Annotated in this window: 16 protein-coding genes; 8 read left to right on the forward strand and 8 right to left on the reverse strand. The window is 66.1% G+C overall.

Annotated elements, in window-relative coordinates; genetic code table 11:
• Positions 1 to 57 precede the first annotated feature (57 nt).
• Complete coding sequence (locus ACSVDO_RS16200; RefSeq protein WP_332535838.1) at positions 58 to 699, reverse strand: flavin reductase family protein; 642 nt, start codon at positions 697 to 699, stop codon at positions 58 to 60.
• A gap of 356 nt (positions 700 to 1055) precedes the next feature.
• On the opposite strand from ACSVDO_RS16200, the gene ACSVDO_RS16205 reads away from it, so the two are divergent.
• The 7 genes from ACSVDO_RS16205 to ACSVDO_RS16235 all read left to right on the forward strand — a co-directional run bounded on the left by ACSVDO_RS16205 (position 1056) and on the right by ACSVDO_RS16235 (position 7430).
• Positions 1056 to 2081 carry an ABC transporter substrate-binding protein gene (locus ACSVDO_RS16205; protein WP_489593387.1) on the forward strand — a complete coding sequence of 342 codons (1026 nt, stop codon included), beginning with the start codon at positions 1056 to 1058 and terminating at the stop codon, positions 2079 to 2081.
• A 36-nt stretch (positions 2082 to 2117) separates the two neighbouring features.
• Positions 2118 to 3146, forward strand: coding sequence for an ABC transporter substrate-binding protein (locus ACSVDO_RS16210; protein WP_489593389.1), 1029 nt, complete (start codon positions 2118 to 2120; stop codon positions 3144 to 3146).
• Between the two features lie 38 nt (positions 3147 to 3184).
• Entirely contained in the window at positions 3185 to 4015 is an 831-nt protein-coding gene (locus ACSVDO_RS16215) for an ABC transporter ATP-binding protein (protein ID WP_332535834.1), read from the forward strand.
• Positions 4016 to 4037: 22 nt separating this feature from the next.
• Positions 4038 to 4808: an ABC transporter permease gene (locus tag ACSVDO_RS16220; RefSeq protein WP_332535832.1), complete on the forward strand. Its 771-nt coding sequence runs from the start codon at positions 4038 to 4040 to the stop codon at positions 4806 to 4808.
• A gap of 50 nt (positions 4809 to 4858) precedes the next feature.
• Positions 4859 to 5377: a nucleoside deaminase gene (locus ACSVDO_RS16225; protein ID WP_332535830.1), complete on the forward strand. Its 519-nt coding sequence runs from the start codon at positions 4859 to 4861 to the stop codon at positions 5375 to 5377.
• Between the two features lie 72 nt (positions 5378 to 5449).
• A complete protein-coding gene (locus ACSVDO_RS16230) occupies positions 5450 to 6280 on the forward strand; it encodes an urease accessory protein UreD (RefSeq protein WP_489593391.1) in 831 nt (276 codons plus the stop codon).
• A gap of 82 nt (positions 6281 to 6362) precedes the next feature.
• Positions 6363 to 7430, forward strand: a complete 1068-nt coding sequence (locus tag ACSVDO_RS16235) for a 6-phosphofructokinase (RefSeq protein ID WP_332535907.1) — start codon at positions 6363 to 6365, stop codon at positions 7428 to 7430.
• A gap of 234 nt (positions 7431 to 7664) precedes the next feature.
• Here ACSVDO_RS16235 and urtE read toward each other — a convergent pair whose 3' ends face one another.
• From urtE to urtA, 5 genes are all read right to left on the reverse strand, one after another.
• Positions 7665 to 8357: an urea ABC transporter ATP-binding subunit UrtE gene (urtE, locus tag ACSVDO_RS16240; protein ID WP_489593393.1), complete on the reverse strand. Its 693-nt coding sequence runs from the start codon at positions 8355 to 8357 to the stop codon at positions 7665 to 7667.
• A 12-nt stretch (positions 8358 to 8369) separates the two neighbouring features.
• Positions 8370 to 9248, reverse strand: a complete 879-nt coding sequence (gene urtD / locus ACSVDO_RS16245) for an urea ABC transporter ATP-binding protein UrtD (RefSeq protein WP_332540249.1) — start codon at positions 9246 to 9248, stop codon at positions 8370 to 8372.
• Positions 9245 to 10390, reverse strand: a complete 1146-nt coding sequence (urtC, locus tag ACSVDO_RS16250; RefSeq protein ID WP_332540251.1) for an urea ABC transporter permease subunit UrtC — start codon at positions 10388 to 10390, stop codon at positions 9245 to 9247. The genes urtD and urtC overlap by 4 nt, the downstream gene beginning before the upstream one ends.
• A gap of 1 nt (position 10391) precedes the next feature.
• Positions 10392 to 11990, reverse strand: a complete 1599-nt coding sequence (gene urtB, locus ACSVDO_RS16255) for an urea ABC transporter permease subunit UrtB (RefSeq protein WP_489593396.1) — start codon at positions 11988 to 11990, stop codon at positions 10392 to 10394.
• 95 nt (positions 11991 to 12085) lie between these two features.
• Positions 12086 to 13354 (reverse strand): urea ABC transporter substrate-binding protein, encoded by a 1269-nt coding sequence (gene urtA, locus ACSVDO_RS16260; RefSeq protein ID WP_489593397.1) that lies wholly within the window; start codon positions 13352 to 13354, stop codon positions 12086 to 12088.
• A gap of 108 nt (positions 13355 to 13462) precedes the next feature.
• Between urtA and ACSVDO_RS16265 the strand changes: the two genes are divergently transcribed.
• On the forward strand, positions 13463 to 15004 hold the full coding sequence (locus tag ACSVDO_RS16265) for an ATP-binding cassette domain-containing protein (RefSeq protein WP_489593399.1): 1542 nt from the start codon (positions 13463 to 13465) through the stop codon (positions 15002 to 15004).
• Between the two features lie 32 nt (positions 15005 to 15036).
• Here ACSVDO_RS16265 and ACSVDO_RS16270 read toward each other — a convergent pair whose 3' ends face one another.
• Both ACSVDO_RS16270 and ACSVDO_RS16275 read right to left on the reverse strand, forming a co-directional pair.
• A complete protein-coding gene (locus ACSVDO_RS16270) occupies positions 15037 to 15570 on the reverse strand; it encodes an ankyrin repeat domain-containing protein (protein ID WP_489593401.1) in 534 nt (177 codons plus the stop codon).
• 71 nt (positions 15571 to 15641) lie between these two features.
• The gene (locus tag ACSVDO_RS16275; protein ID WP_332549712.1) at positions 15642 to 16607 is read right to left on the reverse strand and encodes a response regulator; all 966 of its coding nucleotides are present in this window, start codon (positions 16605 to 16607) and stop codon (positions 15642 to 15644) included.
• Positions 16608 to 16609 lie beyond the last annotated feature (2 nt).

The following is a 16609-nucleotide window of genomic DNA, read 5'->3' on the forward strand; positions in this document are numbered from 1 at the left end:
GCTCGAACCAGAGGTCTGGACGTTCACCCTTCGATCAACTCAGGACGGACGGGGTTGCTAGATCTCGTCGATTGCCGTGCTGGCCTGCGCCACCTGGGCGGCATCGCCGGTGATCGCAAAGCGGTCGCGGCAGGTCACATAGAAGCTCGCGCCGAAACGCCCCACGGGAAAGTAGTCCTGCAGGGACACGCGCCACTTCTCGGTGTCGACCAGGCCGTCGCGCACCGCGAGCCAGACCACGCGGCCTATGAACACATAACGGCTTTCGGTTTCCATCACTTCGTGCAGCCGGCACTCGAAGGCCACGGGCGCTTCGGCGATGCGCGGCGGCTGCACGCTGTGCGAAGGCACTGAGCTCAGGCCCACATGCACCAATTCGCTCTGCGTGACCGGCAGTCGGTCACCACAGCGGTGCATGGCTTCGGCAATCGCTTCGTCGGCGATATGCACCACGAATTCGCGCGTGCGCAGTATGTGTGCCGCGGTGTCCTTGAGGTGGCCGTCGCTGAGCTTGTTGATGCTCACCATGACGATGGGCGGGTCCTCGCCCACCATGTTGAACATGCTGAACGGCGCGGCGTTGACGGTGCCATCTTCGGCCAGCGTGGTGATCAGCGCGATGGGACGCGGCACGATCAAACTGGCCATCAGCTTGTAGCGGGCATAGCTGTCTATCTGGGTGAAATCGATTTCGGTCATGACGGGCCTTGGGGAATGTCGGGGGCAAGCGCTGCGGTGCCAGCACGGGGAATAAAGGAATTTCGCAATAAGCATGCCGCAATGGCCCCCACGCTGGCTCGCTGCGCGTAGCTGCGCTGCCCCCCAAGGGGGCCGTCTTGCCTTGGGGCGGCCCGGCGGCAAGACAACCGCCCAGCAAATACGCACCAACTCGGCGCACAAAGTCGCGGCCTGGAGTGTATGCACGCACTGTATGCAAATTCTGCCGCACCGCATCGGTGCGGTCACGCCGCCGCAACGCCACTCAGGAGCCTTTGCAAGCTGGCATTGTTTTTGCGCTGTCATGGTTACTTGCCTTATTCGTTTCAAGGACCACCATGCAAAAGCGTTTCTTCCTGAAGGCCAGCGCGGCCGCCCTCGCCCTGACGTGCGCTGCCGCGCATGCGGCCGACACGCCGATCAAGTTCCAGCTCGACTGGCGCTTCGAGGGCCCGGCGGCGTTCTTCCTGCAGCCGGTGGCCAAGGGCCACTTCAAGGCCGAAGGCCTGGACGTGCAGGTCGATGCGGGCAGCGGTTCGGGCGGTGCGGTGCAGCGCGTGGCTTCGGGCACCTATGACATGGGCTTTGCCGATCTGGCCGCAGTGATGGAATTCCACGCGAACAACCCCGACGCGCCCAACAAGCCCGTGGCCGTGATGGTGGTCTACAACAACACGCCGTCGTCGGTGATGGCGCTCAAGAAAAGCGGCATCAAGACGGCCGCGGACCTCACGGGCAAGAAGCTCGGCGCGCCGGTGTTCGATGCCGGGCGCAAGGCCTTCCCGATCTTCGCCGCCGCCAACAAGGTCGGCAACGTCGCCTGGACGTCGATGGACCCGCCGCTGCGCGAAACCATGCTGGTGCGCGGTGACATCGACGCGATCACGGGCTTCACCTTCACTTCGCTGCTCAACCTCGAGGCGCGCGGCGTCAAGCCCCAGGACGTGGTGGTGCTGCAGTACGCCGACTACGGCGTGAAGATGTACGGCAACGTGATCATCGCCAGCAGCAAGCTGATCCAGGAGAACCCCGAAGCCGTGCGCAAGTTCCTGCGCGGCTTCACCAAGGGCGCCAAGGAAGTGATCGCCAAGCCCGCCGACGCGATCGCGGCGGTGAAGGCGCGCGACGGCATCGTCAACGTGCCGCTGGAAACGCGCCGCCTGCAACTGGCGATCGACACCGTCGTCAACAGCCCCGACGCGCGCGCCGAAGGCTTCGGCCAGATCAACGCTTCGCGCATGGCGCTGATGGCCTCGCAGGTCTCGGACGTCTACGCGACCAAGCAGCGCGTTCCCACGGCCACGGTCTGGAACGGCAGCTTCCTGCCCACGGCAGCGGCCCTCGACATCCTGCCGCGCAAGTAAGTGCAGCGCGCCGCCCCACCTCACCAGGAACTTCCAGTGAACAAACGCTCATTCCTCCAGACCGCCGTTGCCGTCGCAACCCTGACCGCCTCCGCCTGGAGCATTGCCGCAGCGCCCACGCCGCTGAAATTCCAGCTCGACTGGCGCTTCGAAGGCCCGGCCGCATTCTTCGTGCATCCGGGCGCCAAGGGCTACTACAAGGACAACGGCCTGGACGTGACGGTGGAGGCGGCCAGCGGCGCGGGTGCGATCCAGCGCGTGGCCTCGGGCACGCATGACCTGGGCTTTGCCGATCTGTCGGCGCTGATGGAATTCCACGCCAACAACCCCGACGCGCCGATCAAGCCCGTGGCCGTGATGGTGATCTACAACACCACGCCGGCTTCGGTGATGACGCTGAAGAAAAGCGGTATCAAGACAGCGGCCGACCTCACGGGCAAGAAGCTGGGCGCGCCCATCTTCGACGCCGGACGGCGCACCTTCCCGCTGTTTGCCCAGGCCAACAACGTGGGCGAAGTGCAGTGGACCACCATGGACCCGCCGCTGCGCGAGACCATGCTGGTGCGCGGCGATGTCGATGCAGTCACGGGCTACACCTTCACCAGCCTGCTCAACCTCGAGGCGCGCGGCGTCAAGCGCGAGGACATCGTCGTGCTGCCCTATGCAAGCCACGGCGTGAAGCTCTACGGCAACGTGATCATTGCCAGCCCCAAGCTGATCGCCGAGAAGCCCGAAGCGCTCAAGGCCTTCCTGGCGGCGTTTGCCAAGGGCGCCAGGGAAGTCATTGCCCAGCCCGCGGCGGCAATTGCCTCGCTCAAGGCCAAGGACGGCCTGGTCAACACCGACGTCGAGATCAAGCGCCTGCAGCTGACCATTGAAACCGCCATTGACGGCCCGGGCGCGCGCGAGGAAGGCTTCGGCCAGCTGCGCCTGCCGCGGCTGCAGCTGATGGCCGAACAGGTGGCCAAGGCCTATGGCACCAAGAACCCGGTGCCGGCCAACGCCGTCTGGAACGGCAGCTTCCTGCCCCCGGCCGCCGCGCTCGACGTGCTGCCCAAGAAATGATGCCCGCGGGCTGACATCCCTCCAAAGAAAAGAACCGCATGACGGACTCCGCACCTCCTTTTGTCGACTTCCGCAATGTCTGGCTCGCCTACAACGAAGAGCTGCGCGCGCAGAACCATTTCGCCGTCGAAGCCATCGACCTGCAGCTGCAGCAAGGCGAATTCATTGCCATCGTCGGGCCTTCGGGCTGCGGCAAGTCCACCTTCATGAAGCTGGCGACGGGCCTGCGCATGCCCTCGATTGGCCGCATCCTGATCGACGGCCAGCCCGTGACCGGGCCGCTGAAGATCTCGGGCATGGCGTTTCAGGCGCCGTCGCTGCTGCCCTGGCGCACCACGGTCGAGAACGTGCTGCTGCCGCTGGAAATCGTCGAGCCCCACCGCAGCCAGTTCAAGGCGCGCCGCGCCGAGTACGAGGAACGCGCGCGCCGCCTGCTGCAGAAAGTCGGTCTGGCCGGCTACGAAGACAAGTTCCCCTGGCAGCTGTCGGGCGGCATGCAGCAGCGCGCGAGCATCTGCCGCGCGCTGATCCACGAGCCCAAGCTGCTGCTGCTCGACGAGCCGTTCGGCGCGCTCGACGCGTTCACGCGCGAGGAGCTGTGGTGCATTCTGCGCGATCTGTGGACCGAGCAGAAATTCAATGTGATCCTGGTGACGCACGACCTGCGCGAATCGGTGTTCCTCGCCGACACGGTCTATGTGATGAGCAAGAGCCCGGGGCGCTTTGTCGTCAAGCGCGAGATCGAGCTGCCGCGCCCACGCGACCTCGAGCTGACCTATACCAAGGAATTCAGCGACATCGTGCACGAGCTGCGCGGCCACATCGGCGCGCTGCGCCACAGCGCGCCCAGCACCACAGCCAGCGTTTGAGACGCCGCAAGAAAGTCACACCATGAAAATCTCTCCGCGCGTCGAACGCTGGTCCCCCTGGCTGCTGATGCTGGCCATCGTCATCCTGTGGCAGGTCATCTGCTCGGCCTTCCAGGTTTCCGAATTCATCTTCCCCAGCCCCTGGCTGATCCTCACGCAGTTCGTCGAATTCAGCGGCGTGATCGCCATGCATGCCTGGCGCACCTACTGGGTGACCATGGCCGGCTTCGGCCTGGCCATCGTCGTCGGCGTGCTGCTGGGCTTTCTGATCGGCAGCTCGCGCCTGGCCTATGCCGCGCTGTACCCGCTGATGACGGCGTTCAACGCCCTGCCCAAGGCGGCGTTCGTGCCTATCCTGGTGGTCTGGTTCGGCATTGGCGCGGGCCCGGCGATCCTCACGGCGTTCCTGATCAGCTTTTTCCCCATCATGGTCAACATCGCCACCGGACTGGCCACGCTGGAGCCCGAACTCGAGGACGTGCTGCGCGTGCTCGGCGCCAAGCGCTGGGACGTGCTGACCAAGGTCGGCCTGCCGCGCTCGCTGCCCTACTTCTACGGCTCGCTCAAGGTCGCGATCACGCTGGCCTTCGTCGGCACCACGGTCTCGGAAATGACGGCCGCCAACGAAGGCATTGGCTATCTGCTGATCTCGGCGGGCTCGTCCATGCAGATGGGCCTGGCGTTTGCCGGCCTGCTGGTCGTCGGCGCGATGGCGATGGCGATGTACGAACTGTTCAGCTGGGTCGAGAAGCGCACCACCGCCTGGGCCCACCGCGGCTCGAACAACCACTGAGCATACGCACCAGCGCCGCCATTCCATGCCGCCCCCAACGGAGACATGCCTTGACCCTGCCTGCCCCACACCCGCCGCAACCTTCACTTGCACCACAGGCCAGGGACGAGGACTTGCTGCGGCTGGCATTCCAATGGGCGGCGACGGCGCGCGCGCGCGGCAACCGGCCGTTTGGCGCGGTGATCGTCGCGGCCGACGGCCAGTTGCTGGCCGAGGCCTATTGCAACATCAGCGAAAGCGGCGACTGCACGGGCCATGCCGAAATCAATGCGCTGCGCCAGCTGCGCACGCCGGCGCAGCTTGAAAGCCTGGCCCAGGCGACGCTCTATGCCTCGGCCGAGCCCTGCATGATGTGCGCCGGCGCCATCCTGTGCAGCGGCATACGGCGCGTGGTGTTCGGCCTGGCCAACGACCATCTGCGCCAGCTGTGCGGCCAGCGCATAGACAGCTTTCGCAGCAGCATGGCCGCGGCCGAGCTGCTGGCGCTCGCGCCCCAGCCGATCGCCTGCATCGGGCCCCTCCTGACCGAAGAGGCGCTCGAACCGCACGCGGGCTACTGGGGCAACTAGCACCACAACAGTGCACAGGGCGCGCTTCTTGCTTGTCATCGGGCATCATCTGGATCTGTTTGGATTTTCCCCATGCCCTGGCTTGCGCAACTTGAACTCGAATATGCCGTCTCGCACGGCCGCAGCGTGGTGCACCACCGCCACAACGGCCCGCTGCGCGTGCTGCGCAGCCTCTACCCCGAAGGCGATGCGGTGTGCCACAACGTGCTGGTGCATCCGCCCAGCGGCCTGGTCAGCGGCGACACCCTCGACATCCGCGCGCGCGTCGCCAGCGGCGCCCATGCGCTGCTCACCACGCCGGGCGCGACGCGCTTTTACCGCACCAATGGCGCGCCCGCGCTGCAGGACACGCGCCTGACGCTGGACGCAGGCGCGCGCCTGGAATGGCTGCCGCTGGAATCCATTGCCTACAGCGGCTGCGATGGCCACAACCGGCTGCAGCTGCAGCTGGCACCCGGGGCCGAACTGATAGGCTGGGACATCACCGCGCTGGGCCTGCCGCATGCGGGACTGCCGTTTGTCACCGGCCGCTACACCCAGCACCTGGAGCTGCCCGGCCAATGGCTGGAACATGGCACGCTGGCTGCGGGCGATGCGCTGCTGATGGACGGCCCGCTGGGCCTGGCCGGCCAGCGCTGCCTGGGCTCGATGTTCTTCGTCACCGGCAGCGCGATCGCGCGCGAGCGCCGCGAAGCCGCGCTGGAGATGACGCGCGCGCTGATCGAAAGCCATGCGCTCGCGCCGCGCTGCGGCGTGACCAGCCCGCACGACCAGGTGATCGTGCTGCGCGCGCTTGCGCCCATGGTCGAGCCCGTGATGCAGCTGTGGCAGCAGGTATGGCGGCTGTGGCGCGCGCACTTCTGGGATATGCCGGCCATCGCTCCGCGAATCTGGGCGATGTAGCGGGCACCAGCACCAACGCTCGCTCGGTCTGGCGCAGAATGCAGCACCTCTTCCAACACGTTCCATGAGAAAGCCTTCTGATATGCGCGTAGCCATCCTTACTGGCGGCGGCGACTGCCCCGGCCTCAATGCCGTCATCCGTGCCGTCACCAAATCGCTGATCCACCACGGCAACGCCGAAGTGCTGGGCATTGCCGACGGCTTCGAAGGACTGATGGGCGAGAACCCGCGCGTCAAGCCGCTGGCCTGGGACGAGGTCTCGGGCATCCTGCACCAGGGCGGCACCATTCTTGGCACCAGCAACAGCGCCAACCCGCTGCGCGACGCCGCGACGCTGGAGCAGACCGGCAGGAACATCCAGGCGCTGGGCCTGGACGTGGTCGTGGCGATTGGCGGCGACGGCACGATGAGCCTGGCCCACGGGCTGGAGAAAGTCGGCCTGCGCTGCGTGGGCGTGCCCAAGACCATAGACAACGACATCGCCAACTGCGAACGCAGCTTCGGCTTCGACACCGCCGTGGCCACCGTGACCGAAGGCCTGCGGCGCATAGAGAGCACGGCGATGAGCCACCACCGCGTGATGATCGTCGAGACCATGGGCCGGCACGCGGGCTGGCTGGCGCTGGAATCCGGCATCGCGGGCGCGGCCGACATCATCCTGCTGCCCGAAATCGACTATGACCTGCAGGCCGTGATCGATGTCTGCCGCGCGCGCGAGGAACGCCAGCGCTACACCATCATCTGCATAGGCGAAGGCGCCAAGGAAAGCGGCGCCAGCCAGACCGTGCGCGAACGCGTGGCGCACAGCCCCGACCCGGTGCGCCTGGGCGGCGTAGGCCATGTGCTGCGCGAGCGGCTGCAGCCGCACCTCAAGAGCGAAGTGCGCACCACGGTGCTGGGCCATGTGCAGCGCGGCGGCGACCCCACGCCGTTCGACCGCGTGCTGGCCACGCGCTTTGGCCACCACGCGGCGCAGCTGGTGATACGCGGGCAGTTCGGCCGCATGGTCACGCTGCAGGGCGGCGAGATCACCAGCGTTGAAATCTCGGCAGTGGCCAACGTTCAACGCACCATTGCGCTGGATCACAGCCTGCTGGTGATGGCCAGGGATATCGGGATTTCGCTGGGGGAGGCGGGACCGGGGGGCTGATTTCCGGCTACCCGTTCGTCCTGAGCCTGTCGAAGGATGAACGGCCGTTCCTCCAGTTCTAGGACAGGCCGTTCATGGTTCGACGGGGCCGCCGAGGCAGGCTCACCACGAACGGGGAGAGGGAAAGCGCACTTTCCTGGAAGCCCCTGCGCCCCCGTTCGCCCTGAGCTTGTCGAAGGGCTCGCTGCCTGCTGGGCTGCGCCAGTTTCACGCATCGCGCAACATGGCAACCGTTCAAATTGCCACCAGCTGACGAATCCCTTTTTCCTGCATTTCGCTGCCCGGCCCCTGGGCAATCACCGCGCCGCGCTGCATCACCAGGTACTGGTCGGCCAGCTCCTCGGCAAAGTCGTAGTACTGCTCGCACAGCAGCACGGCCATGCCGCGCTCGCGCGCGAGCATGCGTATCACGCGGCCTATGTCCTTGATGATGCTGGGCTGTATGCCTTCGGTGGGCTCGTCGAGAATCAGCAGCTTCGGGCCGGGCGCGAGCGCGCGCGCGATCGCCAGCTGCTGCTGCTGGCCGCCCGACAGATCGCCGCCGCGGCGCTGCATCATCTGCGCCAGCACCGGAAACAATTCAAACAGATCGGGCGGAATGGGCGTCGACGCGCTGCAATACGCCAGGCCCATGCGCAGGTTGTCTTCGACCGTGAGCCGGCCGAAGATCTCGCGCCCCTGGGGCACAAAGCCTATGCCGGCACGCGCGCGCTCGTAGGGCGTGAGGCCGGCAATCTGCCGGCCCTGCCATTCGATGGAGCCGCTGCGAATCGGCACGCGGCCCATCAGGCTCTTGAGCAGCGTGGTCTTGCCAACGCCATTGCGCCCGAGCAGCACCGTGACCTGGCCGGGCTCGGCGCACAGGCTCACGTCGCGCAGGATGTGCGAGCCGCCGTAGTACTGATGAAGGTTCTGGACTTTAAGCATGATTGTGCGGGCTCAGCGCCCCAGATAGACCTCGACCACGCGCTCGTCGGCCTGGACCTGGGCCAGCGGGCCCTCGGCCAGCACCGCGCCGTCGCACAGCACCGTGACTTTCTCGGAGATCGCGGCAATGAACGACATGTCGTGCTCGACCACCATCAGCGAATGCTGGCCCTTGAGGCGCAGGAACAGCTCGGCGGTGCGCACGGTTTCCTCGTCGGTCATGCCGGCCACGGGTTCGTCAAGCAGCAGCAGCTTGGGCTCCTGCATCAGCAGCATGCCGATTTCCAGCCACTGCTTTTGCCCATGGCTCAGCACGCCGGCCTCGCGCCGCACGGCATCGGCAAGGTGAATGGTGTGCAGCACTTCGGCCAGCCTGTCCTTTTGCGCGCTGTCGAGGCGGAAGAACATCGAGTGGCGCACGCCCTTGTGCGTCTTGAGCGCGAGTTCGAGGTTCTCGAACACCGTGAGGTTCTCGAACACCGTGGGCTTCTGGAACTTGCGGCCTATGCCCAGCTGGGCAATCTCGGGTTCGTTGTAGCGCAGCAGGTCTATGGTCGAGCCGAAGAACACCGTGCCGCGGTCGGGCCGGGTCTTGCCGGTGATGATGTCCATCATCGTCGTCTTGCCCGCGCCGTTGGGGCCGATGATGCAGCGCAGCTCGCCGGGTGCGATGTCCAGGCTCAGGCCGTTGATTGCCTTGAAGCCGTCAAAGCTCACATGCACGTCCTCGAGGTACAGGATGCGGCCATGCGTCACGTCGACTTCGCCGGGCACGGCGGTGCGCGCGTAGCTGGCGTTGCGCCCGCCCGAGTCGCCCGGCTCCTGCGCCGCGCGGCGCTGCGCCAGCGCTTCGAGGCGCTCGGCGCCGGCTTCCATTTGATCGGGGGTCATGGCGTTTCTCCTTGGGGTTTGGCCTTGCGCCAGCCGCGCATCTGGCGCACCAGGCCCACCACGCCCTGGGGCAGGAACAGCGTCACGGCAATGAACAGCGCGCCGAGGAAATACAGCCAGAACTCGGGTGCGCTGACGGTGAGCCAGCTCTTGGCGCCGTTGACGATGAACGCGCCCACGATCGGTCCGATCAGGCTGGCGCGCCCGCCCACGGCGGCCCAAACGGCCATCTCTATGGAGTTGGCGGCGCTCATCTCTCCGGGGTTGATGATGCCCACCTGCGGCACATAGAGCGCGCCCGCGATGCCGCACATCATGGCGCTGATGCACCAGATGGTGAGCTTGTAGGGCAGCGGCGAATAGCCCGAGAACATCACGCGCGTCTCGGCGTCGCGGATGGCCTGCAGCACCCGGCCGAACTTGCTTTGCACCAGCCAGCGCGCAAACAGATAGCAGCCCAGCAGCATGCAGCCCGTGAGCACGAACAGGAACATGCGCATTTCGGGGGTCGCGATCGCCAGGCCCAGGATGCGCTTGAAATCGGTGAAGCCGTTGTTGCCGCCCAGGCCGGTCTCGTTGCGGAAGAACAGCAGCATCGCCGCATAGGTCAGCGCCTGGGTGATGATGGAGAAGTACACGCCCTTGATGCGCGAGCGGAAGGCAAAGTAGCCGAACACGAAGGCCACCAGGCCGGGCACGGCAACCACCAGGAACAGCGTGGCGACAAAGCTGTCGCTGAGCTGCCAGTGCCAGGGCAGCTCCTTCCAGTCGAGAAACACCATGAAGTCGGGCAAGGCGCTGCCCGAGTTGCCGTCCGCGCCGATCTGGCGCATCAGGTACATGCCCATCACATAGCCGCCCAGCGCGAAGAACAGTCCGTGGCCCAGGCTCAGAATGCCCGCGTAGCCCCAGATCAGGTCCATGGCCAGCGCGCAGATCGCGTAGCACATGATCTTGCCGATCAGCGAAACCGCGTAGTCGGACAGATGGAAGGCGCTGCCCGCGGGCACCCACAGATTGAGCGCGGGCGCCAGCGCGCAGATGGTGATCAGCGCCACCAGGAACACGGCCCAGCCGCGGCGCGTGAGCAGCGGCTTGGGGTCCGGCAACACGACAGAAGGAACAGAAGAATTCAGCTGCATATCAAGCCTCCGCGCTGCGGCCCTTCATCGCGAAGATGCCCTGGGGCCGCTTCTGGATGAAGATGATGATGAAGACCAGCACCGCGATCTTGGCCAGCACCGCACCGGTCCAGCCTTCGAGAAACTTGCCCAGGATGCCCAGGCCCAGCGCCGCGTAGACCGTGCCCAGCAACTGGCCCACACCGCCCAGCACCACGACCATGAAGGCATCGACGATGTAGCTTTGGCCCAGGTCGGGGCCCACATTGCCCACCTGGCTCAGCGCGCAGCCCGCCAGGCCGGCGACGCCCGAGCCCAGCGCAAACGCCATGGTGTCGACGCGCGCCGTGTTCACGCCCATGCAGGCGGCCATGGCGCGGTTCTGCGTGACGCCGCGCACGAACAGTCCCAGGCGCGTGCGGCCTATGGTCCAGGCCATGGCCAGCAGCACCGCGGCCGCGAAGACAATGATCACCAGCCGGTTGAGCGGCAGCGTCAGATTGGGCAGCAGCTGCCAGCCGCCGCTCATCCAGACCGGGTTCTCCACCCCCACGTTCTGCGCGCCAAACAAGGTGCGCACCGTCTGCATCAGCACCAGGCTGATGCCCCAGGTGGCAAGCAGCGTTTCCAGCGGGCGGCCGTAGAGAAAGCGCAGCACCGTGCGCTCCATCAGCGCGCCCACGGCGGCCGCGGCCAGGAAGGACAGCGGCACGGCCGCGAGCAGATACCAGTCGAACGCACCGGGAAAATAGCTGTGGAACAGGTTCTGCACCATGTATGTCGCGTAGGCGCCGATCATCATCAGCTCGCCATGCGCCATGTTGATCACGCCCATCAGGCCATAGGTGATCGCCAGACCCAGCGCGACGAGCAGCAGGATGGAGCCCAGGCTGATGCCGGTGAACACCACGCCCAGACGCTCGCCCCAGGCCAGGCGGTCGTCGACCTGGGCCAGCGAGCGCCGCAGTTGGGCTTTGACTTTCTCGTCGCTTTCTTCGGCCAGCCGCGTCTGCAGCAGCAGGCGGGCCTGGGGCGAGCCGCTTTCGCCCAGCGACCCGGCGGCGCCGCGGCGCTGGTCGGCATCGTCGCTGCCCAGCAGCGCGGCGGCGCGCGCCAGTTCCAGCGACTGGCGCACGGCGCTGTCTTTTTCCTCGGCCAGAGCGCGTTCGAGCAGCGCAATGGCCGCGGGCGAGGCCTGCTTGAGCATCGCCTGCGCGGCTTCGCGGCGCAGCGCGGTGTCGGGCGCAAACAGATCGAGCGCGGCCAGCGCAGCGGATATCTCACCGCGCAGCCGGTTGTTGTTCATGACGTCTTCGGCGCCGTCGGGCAAAGGCGTGGCCGCGCCCGTGGCCGGGTCGCTGGCCTGGCCGTTGCGCACGATGAGCGCGCGGCCGTCGGCCACCACCACGGCGTCATCGCCGAGCGCGCGCAGGTAGGGGGCCAGCGTGGCGTCGGGTTGCTGCAGCGCAGCCTGGATGGCGGCAATGCGCGCCTCCGAGTCGCCCTGCGCCATGGCCAAGGCTTGCGCGGGCGTGAGCGCCTGGGCCGCCGTGGAGCCCAGCAGCACTGCCGCGAACGCGACGCAGCGCAGCAGTGTGGTGGTGATTGAGTATCCAAGCATGGTGTGCCGATTCCAGAAAAAGCGCGCGTCCTGCACCGCAGGCCGCGCCAGACGAGAGGCAGCAGCGCAAGGCGCCGCTGCCAGGGATCAGCCGATCACTTTTTCTCTGGCTCATCCTTCTTCTTGTCGTTGCCAGGGATGTACGGGCTCCAGGGCTTGGCCTTGACGGGCGCGGGCGTCTTCCAGACCACGTTGAACTGGCCGTCGGCCTTGATCTCGCCGATGAACACGTTCTTGTGCAGATGGTGGTTCTTCTCGTCCATCTTGCTGACGATGCCGCTGGGTGCCTTGAAGGTCTGGCCGGCCATGGCCGCGATGACCTTGTTGACGTCGGTGGACTTGGCCTTCTCGACGGCCTGCTTCCACATGTGGATGCCGATATAGGTGGCTTCCATCGGATCGTTGGTCAGCGGCTTGTCCTTGTGGCCGGCGATGTTCTTGGCCTTGGCGTAGTCGCTCCACTTCTTGATGAACGCCGTGTTCTCGGGGTTCTTGATCGACATGAAGTAGTTCCAGGCGGCGAGGTGGCCGACCAGCGGCTTGGTGTCCACGCCGCGCAGCTCTTCCTCACCCACGGAGAAGGCGACGACGGGCACATCGGTGGCCTTGAGGCCGGCATTGCCCAGTTCCTTGTAGAACGGCACGTTGGAGTCGCCGTTGATGGTCGAGACCACGGCCGTCTTGCCGCCCTGGCTGAACTTCTTGATGTCGGCAACGATGGTCTGGTAGTCGCTGTGGCCGAACGGCGTGTACTTCTCGTCGATGTCGCTGTCCTTCACGCCCTTGGTCTTGAGGTAGGCGCGCAGGATCTTGTTGGTGGTGCGCGGGTAGACGTAGTCGGTGCCCAGCAGCACCCAGCGCTTGGCGCCGCCGCCGTCCTTGCTCATCAGGTAGTCGACGGCCGGAATCGCCTGCTGGTTGGGCGCCGCGCCGGTGTAGAACACGTTCTTCGACAGCTCCTCGCCTTCGTACTGCACGGGGTAGAACAGCAGGCCGTTCATTTCCTCGACCACGGGCAGCACCGACTTGCGGCTGACGCTGGTCCAGCCGCCGAAGATCACGGCAACCTTGTCCTGGCCCAGCAGCTGCTTGGCCTTCTCGGCAAACAGCGGCCAGTTCGATGCCGGGTCGACGACCACGGGCTCGAGCTTCTTGCCGAGCACGCCGCCCGAAGCGTTGATCTCATCGATGGCCATCAGCACCGTGTCCTTGAGCACGGTTTCCGAAATCGCCATCGTGCCCGACAGGCTGTGCAGCACGCCGACCTTGATGGTGTCCGCGGCCCATGCGGGCATGGCACCGAAACCCAGGCCGGCGACGGCTGCGGCGGCAGCAAGGGATTGAAGGGTGAAACGACGTTGCATGATCAGCGGCTCCTGAGGTGGTTGAACAGGTGCCGCGAAAGCTCTCGGCTTTGTTGTGCACCATGGAACCAATGCTAGGGAGCGGACCGCTTTCGGGATATACGCCGGATGGCGTATGGGGCGTGCAATGCGGGGGCGTTGCGGCATGCATGCCTGGCCTTTCGCACGATTGAAAGGTGGCGGCCGGCGGTCAACAAGCGGCATCTTCCGGCATGGCAGGCGGCGCCATCGGTTCACCATCCAGGCCTCCAAAAGCTCTTGTCGGTTGGTGCATCCATGCTTTTTCGTGACCCACGCCTTGCGTCAGCCCTGGGCCTGACACTGGCCGAGCAATTGCTGCTTGCCCTTTCCACCTACTTCATTGCCCAAGCCGGCGCCGCGCTGGCCGTTGGCGACCTCGATCGCGTGCTGCGCGCCATCTCGCTGTTCTTCAGCTTTGCGTTGCTGGCCTATGTCGGCAGTTCTGCTGCAAGTTTGCTGAGCACGCGCGCCGCCAACCGGATCTGGCAGCGTTACGCCCACGCCACACTTCGCGCCGCGACGCCAAGCCTGCAGTACGCATCGGACAGCAATCGCAAATCAATAACCCAATGGCTGGGCGGCGAGGCAATCTCCACCATCGCGCAGGCCTGCGATCTGCAGCGCGAGCTGCTGTCGGCGAGCCTCAATATTCTGTTCACGCTGGCGGTGTTCTACCTGGCCCTGGGCTGGCAAATTGCGTCGGCCATCGCGGTGTCGCTGCTGGCTTCCTTTGCGCTCGTCCTCGTGCAGCGTCAACGGATTGAACGCTCGGCCGCGGCCATGCAGCACAGTCGCCAGGCCGCAACGCTGGCCATCGAGCCGGCGTGGAACGGCGCCATGTTCGGCAGCCGCGCCATGCGCGCGCAGGCACTTTGCAAGCTGGATGCAAAGGCGCAGTTCTACTTTGCCGAACTCCACGGCTATGTGCTGCTGGAGCAGGCCGTTGCCTGCGGCCCCGTCATCATGGCCACCTTGGCATTGCTCGGGCTGATCCAGTTCACGGGTCTGTGGACGGCCAGCATTGCCGGCGCGCTGGTGGCACTTCTTCCACGCAGCCTTCAGGTGTTTGGCAATGTCCATGCGCTCAGCGTTTATCTGAGCCAGTTTTTCCTACTCAGGGCCAAGCTGCGCAATCTCGATGGCTTCTGTACGAGGCTGGAAGGATTCCCGCTGCACCAGGTGTCGCTGCACGCCATTGGCATACAGAGTCCACGAAGGCATTGGGCTGCGGCCGAGCTGCTGGAGGGCTTGCGGCAAGGCAGTCTGGCGCGCGGGCGCTGGACCGTGACCGGGCCCAATGGCTCGGGCAAATCGACCTTGCTGAAGATCATCAAGGACAGCGCTGCCGATGCGATATTGATCACGCCCGAGACCTATTTTCTCGACACCGGCAGCGGGCTTTCAACCGGTCAGCGGCGCGTCAAGGAAATCGAGAATGCGCTTTCCATGGCGCCAGCCTTGCTCATGCTCGACGAATGGGATGCCAATCTGGATGAGGGCAACTGCGGGAAGATCGATCGGCTGCTGGACGAGGCTTCCCGGCGCATGCTCATCATTGAGGTTCGCCATCTGCGATCGGGCGGGCATCCTAGCGCAGGACGTTCATCCTGCGATCCTTCGACAGGTTAAGGGCTAGCGACGAACGCCGGCCAAGGTTTGCCCTAACCACCCTGCCCGCGCAACATCGCCGCCGCGTCCTGCGCGCCCATGGCCAGCGCGCAGCCCAGCGGGGTCGTGCCCTGGGCATCGGTGGCGTCGACGCGCGCGCCGCGGGCAATCAGCAATTGCATGATGTCCAGGCGGTTGAACATGGCCGCGAACATCAGCGGCGTGCGGCCGTCGGGCGAAGGGCTGTCGACGCCGGCGCCGTGCGCGAGCAGCAGTTCGGCCATCGCCAGATCGCCCTTGAAGGCCACGCCGGCCAGCGGCGTCTGGCCGCGCAGATTGGCCAGCGCCGCATCGGCGCCATGCCGCAGCAGCAAGGCCGCGGCGTCGGCGTGGCCATGGTAGCTCGCCAGCATCAGCAGGCTGTCGCCCTTGGCGTTGCGCAGATCGGGTGGCAGGCCCGCGGCCAGCCATTGCGCGAGGCTGACGTCATCGCCCTGGCGCGCAGCATCGAACACCTTGTCGGCAAAGGCCAGGGTTGCATCATCGAGGCCTTGAGGCGCGGGGGAGGTGGGTGTTTCTTGCGTCATGAAAGCCAGTGTAGACAGGCCTGCGCCACCGCGGGTTTGTAAATCCGGATGGCGCGGATTGCCAAACTTCATCACGCCGGCAGGCGCGCCATCGCCATCGCCGCGGCCGCGGTGCGCGTTTCCACGCCCAGCTTGGCAAAGATGCGTTCCAGGTGCTTCTTCACGGTGGCCGGGCTGCAGCCGACGATGTCGGCGATGTCGCGGTTGATCTTGCCCTGGGCCAGCCAGTAGAGCACTTCGGCTTCCTTGGCGGTGATGCCAAAGCCCTGGCGCAGCGTCTCGCGCGCCGCAAGGTCAGACTCCTCGCGCATCACCAGCAGCAGCTCACCCTCCTCGGCTTCGGGCGACGGCGGGTGCAGGCGCAGCACCAAGGGACCCGAGCCCGTATCGAAGGTCCAGCGCGGCGGCTCCAGCTGCAGCGCCAGCGTGGGCTGCTGGCGCTGAATCCAGGCGGTGATGTCATCGGGCAGCACGGCGCGCAGGCCGTCAATGCCCAGGTGGCGGCGCAGCAGTTCGCGCGCCAGCGGCGTCTGCCACAGCACGCGGCCGTCTGCAATGCGCACCGTGAGGCTGGCATAGCCGAACGCGTCCAGCGCGCTGCGCGCCTGCACGGCCTGCTGCTGCTGGGCGCGCGCGCGCCGCGCCGTGCCCAGGTGCACGCCCATGCGCGCCAGCACTTCCGCGGGCTTGATCGGCTTGGTCACATAGTCGACGCCGCCGGCCGCCAGCGCGGCAATCAGATGCTCGGTCTCGGTCAGGCCGGTCATGAAGACGATGGGAATCGGCGCCGTCTGTGCATCCGCCTTGAGGCGGCGCGCGACTTCGAAGCCGTCCATGCCGGGCATCATTGCGTCAAGCAGCACGATGTCGGGCAGCGCCTGGGCGGCGCGCGCCAGCGCGGCTTCGCCGCTGGTCGCGACCAGCACGATGTAGCCCGCGGCGTCGAGCGCGTCATGCAGCATTGCCAGGTTGTCGGGCACATCGTCGACGATCAGCACCAGGTTGGCGTCACGGGTGAGCGAGGGGGAAAGATCCATCA

Source organism: Comamonas sp. DB36 (assembly GCF_057914905.1).